The 17,452-nt window shown below is 51.8% G+C and carries 15 protein-coding genes; 4 read left to right on the top strand and 11 right to left on the bottom strand.

Features of this window, described 5'->3' with window-relative positions:
- Nucleotides 1-9 precede the first annotated feature (9 nt).
- Together icd and citZ are read right to left on the bottom strand one after the other, a co-directional pair.
- On the bottom strand, nt 10-1,305 hold the full coding sequence (gene icd, locus TY10_RS14920; RefSeq protein WP_042164953.1) for an NADP-dependent isocitrate dehydrogenase: 1,296 nt from the start codon (nt 1,303-1,305) through the stop codon (nt 10-12).
- Between the two features lie 126 nt (nt 1,306-1,431).
- The gene (gene citZ / locus TY10_RS14925; protein ID WP_042164955.1) at nt 1,432-2,544 is read right to left on the bottom strand and encodes a citrate synthase; all 1,113 of its coding nucleotides are present in this window, start codon (nt 2,542-2,544) and stop codon (nt 1,432-1,434) included.
- A gap of 301 nt (nt 2,545-2,845) precedes the next feature.
- Here citZ and TY10_RS14930 point away from each other — a divergent pair, with 301 nt between their 5' ends.
- Nucleotides 2,846-4,378, top strand: a complete 1,533-nt coding sequence (locus tag TY10_RS14930) for a Ppx/GppA phosphatase family protein (protein ID WP_042164958.1) — start codon at nt 2,846-2,848, stop codon at nt 4,376-4,378.
- Here the strand turns inward: TY10_RS14930 and ppk1 are convergent.
- From ppk1 to TY10_RS14975, 9 genes are all read right to left on the bottom strand, one after another.
- The gene (gene ppk1 / locus TY10_RS14935; RefSeq protein WP_042164961.1) at nt 4,369-6,432 is read right to left on the bottom strand and encodes a polyphosphate kinase 1; all 2,064 of its coding nucleotides are present in this window, start codon (nt 6,430-6,432) and stop codon (nt 4,369-4,371) included. The genes TY10_RS14930 and ppk1 overlap by 10 nt on opposite strands.
- Nucleotides 6,433-6,516: 84 nt before the next feature.
- Nucleotides 6,517-6,912, bottom strand: a complete 396-nt coding sequence (locus tag TY10_RS14940; protein ID WP_042164965.1) for an FxsA family protein — start codon at nt 6,910-6,912, stop codon at nt 6,517-6,519.
- Between the two features lies 1 nt (nt 6,913).
- On the bottom strand, nt 6,914-7,426 hold the full coding sequence (locus TY10_RS14945) for an acyl-CoA thioesterase (protein ID WP_042164968.1): 513 nt from the start codon (nt 7,424-7,426) through the stop codon (nt 6,914-6,916).
- Between the two features lie 98 nt (nt 7,427-7,524).
- Nucleotides 7,525-9,279, bottom strand: a complete 1,755-nt coding sequence (gene pyk / locus TY10_RS14950) for a pyruvate kinase (protein ID WP_042164971.1) — start codon at nt 9,277-9,279, stop codon at nt 7,525-7,527.
- Between the two features lie 101 nt (nt 9,280-9,380).
- Complete coding sequence (locus TY10_RS14955) at nt 9,381-10,448, bottom strand: acetyl-CoA carboxylase carboxyltransferase subunit alpha (protein ID WP_042164973.1); 1,068 nt, start codon at nt 10,446-10,448, stop codon at nt 9,381-9,383.
- Nucleotides 10,438-11,328, bottom strand: coding sequence for an acetyl-CoA carboxylase, carboxyltransferase subunit beta (gene accD / locus TY10_RS14960; RefSeq protein ID WP_042164976.1), 891 nt, complete (start codon nt 11,326-11,328; stop codon nt 10,438-10,440). Before accD ends, TY10_RS14955 begins: the two co-directional genes overlap by 11 nt.
- A gap of 42 nt (nt 11,329-11,370) precedes the next feature.
- Nucleotides 11,371-11,559, bottom strand: coding sequence for a hypothetical protein (locus TY10_RS14965; RefSeq protein WP_042164979.1), 189 nt, complete (start codon nt 11,557-11,559; stop codon nt 11,371-11,373).
- Nucleotides 11,560-11,658: 99 nt separating this feature from the next.
- Nucleotides 11,659-12,153 carry a phosphatidylglycerophosphatase A family protein gene (locus tag TY10_RS14970; RefSeq protein ID WP_042164981.1) on the bottom strand — a complete coding sequence of 165 codons (495 nt, stop codon included), beginning with the start codon at nt 12,151-12,153 and terminating at the stop codon, nt 11,659-11,661.
- Between the two features lie 210 nt (nt 12,154-12,363).
- Nucleotides 12,364-16,071 (bottom strand): DNA polymerase III subunit alpha, encoded by a 3,708-nt coding sequence (locus TY10_RS14975; protein ID WP_042164985.1) that lies wholly within the window; start codon nt 16,069-16,071, stop codon nt 12,364-12,366.
- 139 nt (nt 16,072-16,210) lie between these two features.
- On the opposite strand from TY10_RS14975, the gene TY10_RS14980 reads away from it, so the two are divergent.
- The 3 genes from TY10_RS14980 to TY10_RS14990 all read left to right on the top strand — a co-directional run bounded on the left by TY10_RS14980 (nt 16,211) and on the right by TY10_RS14990 (nt 17,431).
- Nucleotides 16,211-16,537, top strand: a complete 327-nt coding sequence (locus TY10_RS14980) for a YtrH family sporulation protein (protein ID WP_042164994.1) — start codon at nt 16,211-16,213, stop codon at nt 16,535-16,537.
- A 3-nt stretch (nt 16,538-16,540) separates the two neighbouring features.
- Nucleotides 16,541-17,053 (top strand): sporulation membrane protein YtrI, encoded by a 513-nt coding sequence (locus TY10_RS14985; protein ID WP_042164987.1) that lies wholly within the window; start codon nt 16,541-16,543, stop codon nt 17,051-17,053.
- A gap of 81 nt (nt 17,054-17,134) precedes the next feature.
- Complete coding sequence (locus tag TY10_RS14990) at nt 17,135-17,431, top strand: YtpI family protein (protein WP_042164989.1); 297 nt, start codon at nt 17,135-17,137, stop codon at nt 17,429-17,431.
- Nucleotides 17,432-17,452: the final 21 nt, after the last annotated feature.

The raw sequence follows: 17,452 nt of genomic DNA on the forward strand, positions 1-17,452 counted from the left end.
AAGTCAGAACTACATGTTTTTAATAACTTCGTCAGCGAACGCGGAGCATTTCACTTCGGTTGCGCCATCCATCAGACGTGCAAAGTCGTAAGTAACCGTTTTGTTGTTGATGGAAGCTTCCATGCCTTTGTAGATCAGGTCAGCCGCTTCTTGCCAGCCCAGGTGCTCAAGCATCATAACGCCGGAGAGGATAACCGAACCAGGGTTTACAACGTCTTTGTCTGCATATTTAGGAGCTGTGCCGTGAGTCGCTTCGAAGATCGCGTGGCCAGTCAGGTAGTTGATGTTAGCGCCAGGAGCGATGCCGATGCCGCCTACTTGAGCTGCCAGAGCGTCGGACAGGTAGTCACCGTTCAGGTTCAGCGTAGCGATAACGTCAAAGTCAGTTGGACGAGTCAGAACTTGTTGCAAAGCGATATCGGCAATAGCGTCTTTTACAACGATTTTGCCAGCTGCTTCAGCTTCAGCTTGTGCTTTGTTTGCAGCGTCAGTGCCTTCTGCTTCTTTAATGCGGTCATATTGGCCCCATGTGAAGGTTTGTTCAGCAAACTCTTGCTCAGCCACTTCGTAGCCCCAGTTTTTGAACGCGCCTTCTGTAAATTTCATGATGTTGCCTTTGTGTACAAGCGTAACTGTTTTTTTGCCATGCTTGATCGCATACTCGATCGCAGCGCGAGCCAGACGTTTCGAACCTTCTGCGGATACTGGCTTGATGCCGATACCGGAAGTTTCAGGGAAACGGATTTTGTTAACGCCCATTTCGTTTTGCAGGAACTCGATTACTTTTTTCACTTCAGCGGAACCTTCTTGGTACTCGATACCCGCATAGATATCCTCTGTGTTCTCACGGAAGATAACCATGTCTACGAGCTCAGGACGTTTAACCGGGGAAGGTACGCCGTCGAAGTAACGCACTGGACGAAGGCAAACGTACAGATCAAGCTCTTGACGAAGCGCAACGTTCAGGGAACGGATGCCGCCGCCGATTGGCGTAGTCAAAGGACCTTTAATTGCAACGATGTATTCGCGGATTGCAGTCAGCGTATCAGCTGGCAGCCACTCGCCATATTCGTTGAACGCTTTTTCGCCTGCAAAAACTTCGTACCAAGCGATTTTCTTGCTGCCGCTGTATGCTTTTTCAACTGCTGCGTCAAGTACGCGTTTGGAAGCGCGCCAGATATCGCGGCCTGTGCCGTCGCCTTCAATGAAAGGGATGATTGGGTTGTTAGGAACTTGCAGCAAGCCGTTGTCGATCGTAATTTGGTCGCCTTCAGTAGGAAGTGCGTATTTTTCGAATTGTGCCATGATTAGTATTCCTCCTAGAATGTTTGGTATGAAAAACGGGCTGCGGCCCGAAGGCCGCGGAAAAGGAGAACGAACGCCTGTCCGTTCCCTGCTCTCATGGGCGCATTGGCCCGGACGGAATGAAAATTAACGCTGTTCGATCGGAATGTACTTGGCGTTGACCGGTCCGACATAGTCAGCACGCGGACGGATAAGACGGTTGTCTTGGTATTGCTCCAAGATATGTGCGCTCCAGCCCGAAACACGGCTGATTGCGAAGATGGGAGTGAACAAATCACGAGGAATGTTCAAGTTCGTATATACGGAAGCCGAGTAGAAATCGACATTTGGTTTCAAGCCTTTTTGGCCAGTAACCAATTCTTCGATTTTGATCGACATTTCGTACAGTTCCATGTTGCCCGTCAATTTACCGAGCTCACGGGACATATGCTGCAGATGTTTCGCGCGCGGGTCCCCGTCCTTGTAGACGCGGTGGCCGAAGCCCATAATTTTTTGCTTGTTGGCAAGCGCATTGTTGATATAGCTTTCAACATTGCCGATGGTGCCGATTTCTTCCAGCATCACCATAACGGCCTCGTTCGCGCCGCCGTGAAGCGGGCCTTTCAAAGCGCCGATTGCGGAAGTTACGCCAGAGTAAATATCTGACAGTGTAGCTACCGTTACACGGCCTGCGAACGTCGAAGCATTCAGCTCGTGATCGGCATGCAGCACAAGCGCTTGATCCAGTGCTTTAACGGCAATTTCGTCGGGATCATTCCCTGTCAGCATATACAGAAAGTTATAAGCGATGGATACGCCTTTCTTCGGAGCAACCGGCTCCTTGCCTTCACGAATGCGCGCAAAAGCCGCGATAACAGTCGGGAGCTGAGCTTGCAGCTTAATTGCTTTCAGCTGATTCGCTTCCGGCGACATGTCGTTCGCGGTTGGGTCGTATAGTCCCAGACTCGATACAGCTGTACGAAGAGCAGCCATCGAATTGGAATTTTGCGGATACAATTTAATTTGTTGAATGACTTGCGCTGGGATAGCGGCGTGCTCATCCAGCTTCGCTTGCAGCTCATCGAGTTCTGCGCGGTTAGGAAGCTTGCCATACCACAGCAGATAAGCTACCTCTTCAAAAGTTGCATGTTCTGCAAGATCATCGATATTAATACCGCGATATGTCAGTACGCCATCAATTATGGAGCTGATGGACGACGAAGCGGCGACAATGCCTTCAAGACCTTTAGTGGCTGTCATCGTTTTCTCTCCTTTAACTGGAAATATAACCGAAATGTTAGGATTCGAGTCAGTCTTCACGCTATTAATCATAAATGATTTCGCGTATGAAGTGAACAAATCCGCACATAAAATTGATTTATCGACGCCATAAATGATTTTTTATCACTTATTACACGACATGCATACTCTGCTGCATTTTACCCTATTCCGTACCAGATTAATCATGAAGAGCCTTACATCGCTCACCCGTATCAATTGTGTTAGAATGAATAAATCAATTAACGACAAACTCTACTTTTATAGCGGCGGAGGATCTAATATGACGGAACAACGAATCGGCATTATCGATATAGGCTCCAACTCCGTGCGGCTCGTTATCTACGAGCGGACAGCAAGCGGAGCGCATAGAGTCATCGATGGCAGCAAACGGCCGGCTCGCCTAAGCGAGCGCATCGACGACAACGGCAACTTAACGAAAGATGCATTGCGCGAATTACTCGGCACTTTGAACCATTTTCGTCTGATTTGTGCACATAACCGGGTCGGCCATATTAGGGCCGTTGCAACGGCTGCCATTCGCAATGCCGCGAATCGGGACGAAGTGCTTGACGCCATCCAGTCGGAAAGCGGTATCGCCATTGAATTGCTGTCGGGCGAAGATGAAGCAAATTACGGCTTTCTCGGCATGATTAACGCAATGGATGTGCAAGACGGCTTTCTCGTTGATATCGGCGGCGGAAGCACCGAGGTGTCGCTGTTTCAGGGACGGGAGCTCGTTCAATCGTTTTCTTTTCCATTTGGCTGCGTCAATCTTCACCGGCGGTTTGCAGCTAAAGGCGGCATGCTGACTGAAGAAGGCTTACAAGCTCTGGAGCGTTACGTCGCAGAAGCAGTTGCAGCAGTGCCTTGGCTTGTAAAGCATCCTTCCCTGCCTCTAATCGGCGTAGGAGGAACGGCCCGCGCACTGGGCAAAGTTCATCAAGCGGCTGTCAAATATCCGTTCACGCAAACTCACAACTATCCGATGACCGGTCAAGCGGTGGACGATCTCTTCAATGAACTGTACCGCACCCCGCTGGATAAGCGCCGTAAATTTCCGGGCTTGTCCAAAGACCGGGCCGATGTTATCGTGCCTGGGCTCGCTGTTATGCGGCTGCTGTACCGGACGATTAAAGCATCACATTACCGGATTTGCGGTTCCGGGCTGCGTGACGGCCTATTTCACGATACCCGGTTTCCCGGACGTCCTAAACATCAGAATCCGCTGGCATTCAGCGTGCACAATGTAAGCGCCCTTCATCCTGCGGTGCCGCAACAGCATGTCATGCAAGTGAATAGGCTCGCTCTACAGCTATTTGATGAGCTGCACCCATACCATCTGCTTGCCAATCGCGAGCGCATTTTGCTGGATACAGCCTCCAGCCTGTTCCGCATCGGCGGATCGATCGATTACTATGAATACGCTAAGCATACGTTTTATTTAATCGTCAACTCGCATCTCAACGGATTGTCCCATCGCGAAATTCTGATGATCGGCGCTATTGCCTCTTATAAGAGCAAGAACCGAGTCCGTCAGCAGCTGGGTGAGTATAAAGAATTGCTGAATGAATCTGACTTCGATACGGTCTACAAGCTGGGAACGCTCCTCCAGCTGGCCGCTGCGCTGGATCGCAGCGAAACGCAGGCAATCGGCAGACTGGAAATCGAACATGCCGGCGGCCAGCTTCTTCTGCGTCCAGTACGTTTCAGCGGATCGCTTACGCTGGAAAGACAGGAAGTCGATGAACTCTCATCCGACTTCAAAAAACTATGGAGCGTTGCTCCATTCTTGGATGAAACGGATTACACATAGCTCTTCCATTGCGGGATAGCGCGAGCGGCAAACTGGCTGCGGAACGGCAGCAGCTCGTTAACGACATGCGCATAGGAACCGTTAGACTGCAGCTCTCTTGCTTTGACATTGTCATTCAAGTTGAGCTGCAGCATATTAATGAGCGTTTTTCGAAGCTCAGGATCAAACACCGGACACATCAGCTCAATTCTTCGTGTCAAATTACGCGTCATCCAGTCCGCACTCGACAGATAAACTTCCTCTTCCCCGCCGTTGTTGAAATACATCACTCTCGCATGCTCCAGGAACCGGTCAACAATGCTGATGACTTTAATATTATCGCTTCGTCCCGGCACTCCAGGCCGCAAGCAGCACACGCCCCTTACGATTAATACAATCGAAACACCAGCCGCAGAAGCCTCATACAGCTTATCAATCATCTCCTGATTGGAAAGCGAATTCATCTTGGCTATAATCCGTGCCGGTTTTCCTGCGAGGGCATTATCCCGCTCGCGATCAATGAGCCTGAACAGTTTTTCTTTCAGATCGGTTGGTGCCACGCCAAACGCTTTCCAGTCATAAGGCGAAGAATAGCCTGTCACTTCATTAAATAAGGCAGATGCATCACCGCCGATTATCGGATGCGATGTAAACAATCCGATATCCGTATACAATGTCGCCGTGCTGTCATTGTAATTGCCGGTGCCGACATGCACATACCGGCGAAGCGTCCCTTGCTCCCGGCGGACGACAAGCATAATTTTGGCATGCGTCTTCAAACCTACTAGGCCGTAAACAACATGGCAGCCAGCCTTCTCAAGCTGTCTAGCCCATGCGATATTGCGCTCCTCGTCGAATCTTGCTTTCAGCTCAACAACGACGGTTACCTGCTTGCCTGACTCTGCAGCCTTGGCCAGCGCTTGAACGAGCGCGGAATGCCCGCTGACACGGTAAAGCGTCATTTTGATCGCCAATACATCATCATCATAGGCGGCTTGCAGCACGAAATCGTTAACCGCCTCAAAAGATTCATACGGATGATACATCAGCACATCACGTTGTCTGACAACCTCGAACATATCGTCTGTTTCCTCAAATTCCTGAGGATAGACAGGCTCCAGCCGCTCATAGCGCAAATTATCATGTCCAGGAATCGTCAGCGAGAATTTCATCAGAAAGCTCAGATCCAGCGGACCATCAATCTCAATTAAATTATCCTCAATCTCCAGTTCTTCCTTCAGCAGCTCAAGCGCATACGGATGCATGCCCTTATCAACTTCCAGCCGAACCGGAATACCCCACCGTCTCCGGCGCAGTTCCTTCTCGATCTCCGCGAGCAAATCCTCTGCATCGTCTTCATTAAGCGAAAGGTCAGCGTTGCGCGTCAAACGGAATGGATCAACTGCCATCGGCGTATAGCCGTTGAACATCGTGTCAATGTACTGCTCAATAATATCCTCCAGCAGCACGAATTCCGTTTTCTTACTGTTCATCCGGCCCGGCAAAGGAACAAAGCGCGGTAAAATCGAAGGAACCTGAACGATTGCAAACAACGGTTCTTCGTCTTCTGGCTCATTATTTTTGCTGAGTAGTACGGACAGATATAACTCTTTTGTATGTAGCAGCGGAAACGGCCTGCTCTGATCAACGGCCATCGGGGTAAGCACCGGGAAAACAATTTCATGAAAATATTCGGATACCGCTTTATTTTGCGATATAGTCAACTCATCGATCGAACGGAGAGAGATGCCTTCCCGGCCCAGCGCCCGAAATACTTCCCGGTAGGTTTTATACTGATCGTGCACCATCTGGGTGGAACGTTTTATCAATCGTTTCCATAGACCTGCAGGCGTATAACCAGTAAAATCTGTCCGTGTATAACCGGCGCGAATCTGATCTTGAATGCCCGCTACCCGCACGCTCATAAACTCATCCAGATTGCTGGATACGATCGCCAGAAACTTTACCCGCTCTAACAGCGGATTGTTGACATCCTGCGCTTCTTGAAGCACTCTTCGATTGAACTCCATCCAACTTAAATCCCTATTGACATAGTGCGACAATTGTTTATTCATGAACAGACGCCTCCCCTGTTATGTCTCTATTATGCAGGATGACTATTATTGGTATGTTAATGAATTGTAAATATGAAGTAAATCCTACCATCTTCCTATCGTGAAATTACCGTTTCTCATTCTTTTCTCCAGCCAGCCAAGCAGCAGCTTCCTATACCAGGGCCTGGTCAGGGGAAGAAGAAGTGTAATACCGAATAGGTCGCTAAAGAAGCCAGGGATAAACAACAGCAGTCCGCCCGCTAATACACATAGCCCGTCAAGCAGCATAATACCTGGTATTTGTCCTTCCTGCATAAGACGCTGTGCCTCAAACCATACTTTACGCCCTTCCATCTGAGCCAAATAAGCGCCAAGCAAGCTGATTAGCAAAATAAGAATAAGAAAGGTATTCCATCCGCCGATACGGTTGCCAACCTGCACAATGCCCCAAAACTCTGCAGCAGGAATAAGAATAATGGCTGCAATAATCCATTTTGCCACCTTACATGCCCTCCCCTTGCACACCACGCGGCCAAGCGCGCAGCAAGTCATATAGCTCCGGCAGTCCTTTATCGAGACGGGCAGGCCGCCAGTTAGCATTCACCCACACATGCCGGGTTCCTCCGTTTACGAGCCGCTCACCAGGAAGTTCATCCTCTGACCCATAGCTTCCCGCATGCCACTGCTCCGTATCCACCCGGCGCACCTGCGAATCGAAAGCAAGCCTTATCGGAGAGAAGTCCGCAATCCTCGTACAGACCAGCACTTGATCATCATAGCGCGCCGGCTGCTCATATCGGCATTGCAGGTCAACGACAGGAAGCAGTAAACCATGCTGTTCAATCGTTTTATAGTCATAGCCAGCTGCGCGAATCAGCTCCGTCCGGCCGATCTCAAACCAAGTCACATAGTTGCCGTGGAAAACGACGCCCATCTGATCGGTTTCCTGATACCGGACCCGAAGCGGATGAACGAACCATTGATTTTCCGCCATTATTCGATATCCTTCCTTCATGACAGTACCGCCTTGCACCCCTTATTTTGAACAAAAGCGACGGTGCTTATCGCACCCTCGCTTCTGTTGTTCTCTACAAAATTGTAGAGGCTATGAAATTACATAACTTTAGATTGGCCGGAGTAGATAACGCCAGTTTCGCCATAAAGCGTAACTTCCAATCCGTCTTGAAGCAGTTCAGTTGCTCCTGCGATTCCCAGAATTACAGGGATACCGAGGTTGATGCCGCATACCGCTGCATGGCTTGTAATGCCGCCTTGCTCCGTAATAACAGCAGCCGCTTTTTCAAAAGCAGGCATATATTCGCGGTCCGTCGATACGGTTACGAGAATGTCGCCTTTCTCAACCTTAGCATTTGCTTCTTCCGGTGTGCGTGCTACAACAACTTTGCCCGTAGCCGTTTGGCTGCCGATGCCTTGTCCTTGTGCAAGCAATTCGCCGATATGATGAACTTTGATCAAGTTCGTTGTGCCAGCGCGGCCAACCGGAACGCCTGCCGTAATGACGATTGTATCGCCAAGAGCGATCAAGCCCGTGCTTTGTGCGCCTTCTACTGCGATCTCAACCATTTCGTCTGTTGTTTGTGCATTGGCGCCAAGAACTGGCGTAACGCCCCAGATCAGAGCCAGTCTCTTCATCACTTTCTCATCGTTAGTAACCGCGATGATTGGCGATTTCGGACGGTATTTCGATACCATGCGAGCTGTAAAGCCGCTTTGTGTCGAAGTTACAATCGCTTTTGCATTCAGATCAAGCGCGGAATTGGCAACCGCTTGGCTGATCGCTTCCGTAACTGTCGTCTGTTGCGCGCTTGCTTGTTTTTTGAAGATTTCACGATATTCAAGAGCCGCTTCTGCGCGCTCTGCAATACGAGCCATCGTTTGAACCGATTCTGTCGGATATTTGCCGGCAGCTGTCTCGCCGGATAGCATGATTGCATCCGTGCCGTCAAAGATAGCGTTCGCTACGTCACTCGCTTCAGCACGAGTTGGACGCGGGTTGCGCTGCATGGAATCCAGCATTTGCGTCGCCGTAATAACCGGCTTGCCTGCACGATTACATTTAGAGATCATCGATTTTTGTACCAAAGGCACTTCCTCAGCCGGAATTTCTACGCCAAGGTCGCCACGGGCAACCATCAGGCCGTCGGACACTTCAAGAATTTCGTCGAGGTTGTCCACGCCTTGCTGGTTCTCGATTTTGGAGATGATTTGAATGTGGCTTGCATTATGACGCTCAAGCAGCTCGCGAATTTCCAATACGTCGCTTGCTTTGCGGACGAACGAAGCAGCGATGAAGTCGACACCTTGTCCGATACCGAAGATGATGTCATTGGCATCCTTCTCCGTAATACCTGGCAGCGAGATGTTCACGCCTGGAACGTTAACGCCTTTTTTGCTTTTAATCGGGCCATTGTTGACGATGCGGCAAATAATTTCCGTGCCTTTTACTTCTTCAACAGTCAAGCCGATCAAGCCGTCATCGATTAGAATCGTCGAACCGATCGTCACGTCATTCGGCAAATTGTCATAAGTAACCGGGATACGCGTGCGGTCTCCCAGAATTTCTTCAGTCGTCAATGCGATCGTGTCGCCTTGAACGAGTTCAATTGGCTCTTCTTTCAGCTTGCCGAGACGAATTTCTGGTCCTTTCGTATCAAGAAGTACCGCTACCGAAGTACCGAGTTCTTGGTTCGCAAGACGAATGTTTTTAATACGGTTGCCGTGCTCTTCGAAATCGCCGTGGGAAAAGTTAAGGCGGGCTACGTTCATGCCGGCATTAATCAGCTTTTTCGTGTTTTCCAGTGATTCACTGGATGGTCCAATTGTACATACGATCTTAGTTTTGCGCATTGTTAAGTTTCCTCCGTTTAAGGGCCTACTGGTCTTTTATAAAATTACATGATTACGGGCGGCTTGTACAGTGAAAATGCTGTAAATGCCGCCCGGAGCCTTTATACTTGCGCCGATTCCGCTTCGATCCCGGAAGCCGGCTCCTGCCCGCCTTCTACAGACGGAGCATTTTCATGCTGAAGCTCGGCCGCTGCTTGCTCAGCCGGTTCTGCAATACGGAACTCGCCGATTTTGCGGAATTTCTGGTAACGGTCCTCAATAAGCTCTTCCGGCGTCAATTGAAGCAGCTGCTGCAGATGAAGCCACAGCTTTTCCTTCAATTGCTCAGCCGTAAACGTTACATCACGATGGGCTCCGCCCTGCGGTTCCGCTACAATATCCTCAATAATCTCGAATTCGAGTAAATCCTTAGCGGTGATCTTCATCGCTTCAGCTGCCACGTCCGCCTTGGAAGCATCCTTCCAAAGAATCGATGCAGCACCGTTAGGTGAAATTGCGGAGTAAATCGCGTTCTCCAGCATGATCACCCGGTTGCCGACGCCAAGCGCCAGCGCACCGCCGCTTCCGCCTTCGCCGATTACAACACATATAATTGGCACACCGAAGCCCGCCATTTCCCTTAAGTTACGCGCAATCGCTTCGGATTGGCCGCGCTCCTCCGCCGTATTACCGGGGTAAGCGCCTTTCGTATCAATAAAGGTAATAATCGGGCGATTGAATTTATTCGCTTGCTGCATAAGACGGAGCGCCTTGCGGAACCCCTCCGGATGAGGACTGCCGAAGAAACGGGCAATATTATCCCGAGTATCCTTGCCGCGTTGATGGCCGACAACCGTAATTGGCAAGCCGTTAAACTTAGCCAAGCCGCCAACAATGGCGAGATCGTCTGCAAACAGCCGGTCCCCGTGCAGCTCCATGAAATCCGTAAACATCGCCTGAATGAAGTCAAGCGAAGTGGGACGCTGGTGATGACGGGCAACATGCATCTTTTGCGCCGCTGTCATCTCGCTGTACAGTTCTTCTTCCATCTGCTTGCATTTCTCTTCAAGCCGCAAGATTTCTTCAGTAAAGTCCATACCGTTATTCTCGGCAAGCTTCTTTAGCGTCGCAATCTTGTCCCGCAAATCACTGAGCGGCTTCTCGAACGGAAGCTTTTGTTCACTCGGCATGTGACAAGTCCTCCCTTACGATATGCATATCAAGCAGCTTCGTTAACGTATGCTTCATATCCTTGCGGTGCACGACCATATCGAGCTGGCCATGCTGCATATTAAATTCAGCCGTTTGGAAGTTGTCAGGCAGCTTCTGACGGATCGTCTGTTCAATAACGATTCGGCCGGCAAAACCGACAAGCGCTCCAGGCTCGGCCAAATTATAGTCGCCAAGGCTCGCAAAACTAGCCGATACCCCGCCCATCGTCGGATCGGTAAAGACCGAGATAAAGAGTCCGCCGGCTCCTTGAAACTTGGAGAGCGCAGCGCTCGTCTTGGCCATTTGCATCAGGCTGAGAATGCTTTCCTGCATGCGTGCCCCGCCCGAGGTGGAGAAAATGAGCAGCGGAAGCTGCTTGGCATGCGCGGTCTCGATCGCCCGGGTAATTTTCTCCCCGACGACCGAGCCCATGCTGCCGCTGAAAAAGTCAAAGCTCATGACACAGACGACGATCGGAAATCCGCCAATCATGCCTTCGCCTGTGACAACGGCTTCATTTAAATTCGGATTTTTCTCATATTGCTGCTTAAGCTTGCCGGCATATCCCGGAAATTCAAGCGGATCGATTGATACCATATCGGCATCGTACTCATGCAAACGCCCGTCATCAAGCGTCATTCCGATCCGTTCCCAAGCGCTCAGACGGTAATGATGCCCGCATGACGAGCATACTTTTAAGTTTTTATCCAATTCTTTGCTGTACTGAATATTGCCGCATTTGGAGCACTTATTCATTAGGCCTTCTGGAATGTCCCGCTTCGGGCGTTCAGGCGCCGAGGCCGATCCGGAAGGAATGGTCGCGTATTTCTTTTTCGAAAATAAGTCCTTAATTTGCACAGTAGTGACACCTCTCAAGGCGCAATAGTATATGGTTGTCCATTACGGCTGGATGATGGAATTGAAAACTTCCTGTACTTCCTCCAGCTCGCCTGACGGGACCAAAATCTCATATTGCTGTTTAGACAGATTAACAGGACGGACCTTTACGAGAAATCCTTCTTCCGTAAGCCGCTTCTTGATGTTATCCGCGATTTTTGCGGTGGGTGCGATGTAAATGACCGTCCACATTATGGTACCCCCTGAAAAACGTTGCGCCGACCCCTCAGACGTAAGTTCCTGCCTGCAAGCGTCGGCAACAGGCCATATGATGTCACAATGATACCATAGTCATGGGGAATCCGGCAAATCATATCGGTGCGCCTTCGGGTCCTGGTGGGCAATTCTCGCTGATGCGGCGGCCGCAAGTCCAGCCACAAGATCGTCAAGAAAGACGTGAATTTTCTCGCCTTTCAAGTTGAGCTGACGAATAATACCGGGCTTTACTTTATCCAAATATCCGAAGCTCGTCAAGCCAATCATGCCATAAACATTCGTAATGCCGAGCGCCAGCGTCTCATCGACGCCATATAGTGATTCATCGGTTTCCATAATCGCCTGCAGCGGCTCGGGCAGCAATCGCCGCTCGGCAAGCTCATCCAGCGCAATGCCTGTGAACAGCACATACTGCACCTCCCGCTTGCCCAGTACGGCCCGGACGCTCTCCGCACACTCCGCGATATTCAGATCCGGGTTATAGGGGCGCTGCAGCGTATATACGATTTCCGCAATGTCGTCCACGCTTACTCCGCGCTTCAATAGCCAATTTTCAATTCCGGATGTCATGTCCATTCCTCCCGCAAATGCTTGTACGTCGTGGTGCAACGCAAGCTGCGGGCAAAAAGGGCCAGCGCTTCAAGCAACTGGAATGCCAGTTGTGGCGCCTGGCGCTGCATCCGCCCTTATTGCCGCTTGTATCTCTAAATGTATGCGGGAGGCTGGCCGGTTGTGCATGACAATTGCCATCATTGGAAAATAATTCGGACGAGCGGCAGCCTATTTGACCGCCACCGAGCCCGGACCAAGCAGCTGTTCAATCGCTGTGAACAGCTGCGGGGACGGCTTCACCCGGTAGCTGTCGCTTAATGCAATCGATTTCTGGCTCCGCTCATAAAAAAGTACCGTATCCAGCGGCCCGGTATGGCCTGCAAGCAAGCTTTGCAGCTTGCCCAGCGCTCCTGTCTGTTCGCTGGCTGCGCTGATTTTAATATAAACGCGCTGCTGCTGACGCTTGCGCGGCTCAACTGCGGTGCGGACTGGCTCAGCCGGATGCTCACGGACTGGAGTCGCTGCTCTAGCTGCTGAATGCTTGGATGCCTGCTGCACCGGAGCTGCTGCCGAGGCAGGCTGGGCAGCGACTGGCCGCGACTGCTGCGACGGAACAGGCTGGGCAGCAGAAGATCGGCCCGCTCCGGCCGCCATTCGGGATGCGCGAGACGCCGCTTGACGGCGCATTGCGCGCACTTGTTCAGCCATGCTTTGCGCCTGGTCGCCGACCCGCTCAAGCGGCAGAACGTCCTCGACGATGAGCTTCACTTCATCGTCCTGATGCTGTACGGTCGCCGAGACGATGGCGAGTCCGCCTTTTTCCAGCCGATCGGAGCATCGTTTCCATACCGCGGGGAAGACGACTGCCTCCACCCGCACGATACGATCCTCCAGCTCAAGAAAGCCCATTGCATTGCCTTTCTTGTTCATGAACGGCTTCAGTGAAATAATTCGAGCCCCTACGATCGCAGATGCTCCCTCCGCTGCTTCGCTCAAATCTACCATTCGCTCCAGTCCTAGCGGTTCAAGCTGCTCTTGAACGGCATCGAGTGGATGACCGGACAAATACAGCCCTAGAAGCTCACGTTCCAGCTCCAGCTGTTCCCCTGCAGTGTAAGGACGGATATCCGGCATCTCAATATCCCAGTTCTGCACTTCGTCGAACCCGAACATCTCAATTTGCAGTTCTTCGCGCTCCTTACGCCATTTCACCGCCGCCTCTACCGTCTCTTCCAGCACGGCGAGCTGCTGCGCGCGGTGACCCGGCACCGAATCGAGCGCCCCGGCTTGAATGAGCGATTCCAGCACCCGTTTATTAACGACGCGCAAATCAACCCGGCGGCAAAGGTCTAGTAAGCTTTCGAACGGCCGGTCCGCACGCTCCCGCTCCAGTGCTTCAATCGCTTGCGTACCGACGTTCTTGACGGCCGCCAGCCCGAACCGAACCGCTCTCTCTACCGGCGTAAAGGTAACACTGCTTTCGTTGACATCCGGCGGCAGTACTTCAATGCCCATCCGGCGGCATTCGTCGACATACTCGGCCGTCTTCCGCTGATTGCCCGTTACCGAGGCCAGCATCGCCGCCATGAATTGAACCGGATAGTTCGCTTTCAGCCATGCCGTCTGGAAGGCCAGTACGCCATATGCGGCCGCATGGGCGCGCGGAAAGCCGTAGTCGGCAAAGCGGACGATCATATCATAGACCAGAGTCGCATCATCCTCGGAATAGCCCTGCCCGAGACTTCCTTGAACGAAATGGGCGCGCTGCTCATCCAGCACCTCGCGCTTCTTCTTCGACACGGCTCGGCGCAGCAAATCCGCTTCACCAAGCGAAAAGCCTGCCATCGTCGAGGCGATCTGCATAATTTGCTCCTGATAAACGATTATGCCATACGTATCAGCCAATATGGGCTCCAGCGAAGGATGCGGATACGCTACTTCCACCGTGCCGTGTTTGCCTTGTATATATTTCGGGATAAATTCCATCGGTCCTGGCCGGTAAAGCGCCAGCACCGAGATAATATCCTCGAATCCGGACGGCTTCATCTCCCGCAGCACCCGGCGGACGCCAGTGGACTCCAATTGGAAAATGCCCATCGTCTCACCGCGGCCCAGCATCTCATAAGTTGCCGGATCGTCATCCCGTATGTGGCGGAAATCGATATTTTTGTCGTATTGCTGTTTGACCCAGCTCAGCGCCCGCTCCAAAATCGAAAGCGTGCGCAGCCCGAGAAAATCCATTTTCAGAAGGCCGATTGCCTCCAGATGCTCCATTGAATATTGCGTCAGCACAGAATTCTCGCCGCCTGACTGTAGAGGCACATAATCGGTCAACGGCCCTCCTGCCAAAATAACGCCTGCCGCATGCGTGGAGGCATGCCGCGGCATCCCCTCCACCTTCAGCGCCATCTTGAGCATCGCATCCGTCTTCGGCTGGCGCTCACAAGCCTCGCGCAATCCGTCGCTTTGCCGCAGCGCCTCCTCCAGCGTAATGCCGAGCTGATTCGGGATCAGCTTGGCGGCTCGATCGACCTCGCCAAACGGCACGTTCATAGCGCGTCCGACGTCGCGAACCGCCGCTTTAGCAGCCATCGTTCCGAACGTAATAATCTGCGCAACATGATCGTCGCCATATTTGGCAGTGACGTAAGCAATAACCTCGTCACGCCGCTCATCGTTGAAGTCAATATCGATATCGGGCATCGTAATCCGCTCCGGATTGAGGAAACGCTCGAACAACAGCTTGTATTTCAGCGGATCAACGTCGGTAATGCGCAGTGTATATGCAACCAGACTTCCCGCCGACGAGCCCCGGCCCGGACCGGTTCGAATGCCTTGCTCATGGGCAAAACGGATGAAATCCCATACGATCAGGAAGTAATCATTAAAGCCCATTTTATCGATAACGGACAGCTCGTATGCGAGCCTCTCTTCCGCCTGCTTGCGGGCATCCGAGCCGTCTGTCCACTCCGGAAGACCGGCGTATCTGGCTTGCAGGCCGTCTTGGCAAAGCTTGGCCAAATAATCGGCTGACGACATCCCGTCCGGCACCGGCCGGAACACCGGCAGCTCCGCGCGGCCAAACGTCAGCTCAAAGCCGCATTTATCGGCAATCTCCGCTGTGTTGGCAATCGCCTCCGGCACATGGCGGAACAAGAGCTCCATCTCTTCTCCGCTTTTCATATAAAGCTGATTGGTGCCCATCCGCATGCGGTCTGTATCCTCGACTGTTTTGCCGGTTCCGATGCACAGCAGCACATCCTGCACTTCGGCGTCCGCTTGCGTCAAGTAATGAACATCATTGGTTGCTGCCAGCTTAATACCGGTATCCCGCGCAAGCTCGATCATCGCCATTGCCACTTTTTTCTGCTCCAGCATGCCATGATCTTGCAGCTCCAGGTAGAAATCGTCGCCAAATATTGCGCTATAACGAAGAGCTGCTGCGCGCGCCTCATCCGTCCGGTCGTGCAGCAAATGCTGCGAGATTTCGCCGTGCAGACAGGAGCTCAGACACACCAGCCCCTCCGAGTGAGCGGCAAGCGTCTCCAGATCGATGCGCGGCTTATAGTGAAAGCCCTCCAAATGGCCAATCGAACAAAGCTTCATCAAATTTCGATAACCGGTCTCATTTCGAGCCAGCAAAATCAAATGATAGATCGGATTTTCCTTGCGGGTTCCCTTTTCCTGACGCGAGCCCGCTGTAAAATACATTTCACAGCCGATAATCGGCTTAATTCCCCGCTCCACACATGCCCGGTAAAACGGAATGGCCCCGTACATCACCCCGTGGTCCGTCAGCGCAAGCGCCTTCATGCCTAGGTTGGCCGCAGTGGCCGCCAAATCGCGGATACGGGCGGCACCGTCGAGCAAGCTGTATTCGCTATGGACATGCAAGTGCACAAATGATGAGTGTTGACCGCTTTCGTTGCCGTTCATCCCGAACCCTCCCTTACCGCTCGCTATTCTATTCTTCTATTTTATCATATTACCCGCAGTACCGCCCATAGAATGGGATAAAGGGCCGGACAGGCATCACTTCGGTTTGATTTGATATGAAAAAGGCAGGTGCGTGCGCTTGAATTACTTTTTAACGAAAGCAGGACTCGATTTTTTTATCGCCTTCGGCGTCGTCATTGGCGGTTCCATGCTGGCAGGCGTCGGCTCGGTTTTCTTGCTCACGCCGCCGACGACGATGATGGTCAACACTGCGGTGAATTTAAAAATATGGGCAATCGTCGCTGCCGTCGGCGGCTCTATCGATCCGATGAGGGTCATTGAAAGCAACTTTGTCGAGGGCCATCTCTCCCCGGCCGTTCTGCAAATCGGCTACATCGGTGCTGCTTTTCTCGGAGCGCATATCGGAACGGAGCTGATTAAGCTGATATGCAAAGGAGCGACATAAGTAATGCGCGTTCCGCAGTTCGATAAATATGTCGGTGCGATGCGGGGGCTTGGCTTGCTGCTGGCGGGAATGATTATCGGCGCTGCCGTCTATAGCTCCATCTATCACGCTCAATTCGAAGCGCTCATCAGTTTGAAGAGCGATCTGGAAATGAAGCTGGATCAATACGAATCCGACATCAAACAATGGAAAAAACTGAGCAAGCAGCATACGGTCATCAAAAGCGTAGTCCCCCGCATTGAGGAAGAAGCCGGGGACAAAAAGAAGCCCGTACTCGACAAAGTGACCGAGGCTGAGCTGCTGCTGCGGATTAAGAAGGATTTGTCGGTCTTTATTGGACAGAGTATCTATGAAATCGATTCGGATGCCCAGTTCGCCCGCAAGCTGTTAAGTCAAAAAATATATTCCGACGTACTCGAAAAAAACTATACCGTCACGATCAACACGATGCTTGTCGTCGACAACGTGCTTCAGGTGTGGGTAAAGGTGCGATTGTATGACCGGCCGCCCGGTTAATCGGGGACAGCCCATTTCTCCTTATTTGCCAATTCATGCTACAATAGCGTCAATAACCAGTTAAGGAGCTGTCTCGCCGCAATGGATTCCATTATTCAATTCGTGTTCGCGCCTTGTATCATTATCTCGCTTGCGCTAACCGTCCTGTTCAGCTTTCGTTCGCGCCGTGCGCCGGATGCCCGCGCACGCGGCTTAAACGCCTCACGGATGAATATAAGCATGGGTGCCATGCTCATATTCATCGCTGCCGTTCAGCTTTTTTTGTCCAATGAATCGACCGCCCGTATCGTCATCGGCTCGATCTTCCTCGTGCTCGGCCTGTTCAACTTATTCGCCGGCCTTCGCAATCACAGCATCTACCGCACGATGCAGCAATAAGCAGTCAAAACAAAACCAACC

Origin of the sequence: Paenibacillus gorillae (assembly GCF_000513275.1) — a bacterium.
Classification (GTDB): domain Bacteria; phylum Bacillota; class Bacilli; order Paenibacillales; family Paenibacillaceae; genus Pristimantibacillus; species Pristimantibacillus gorillae.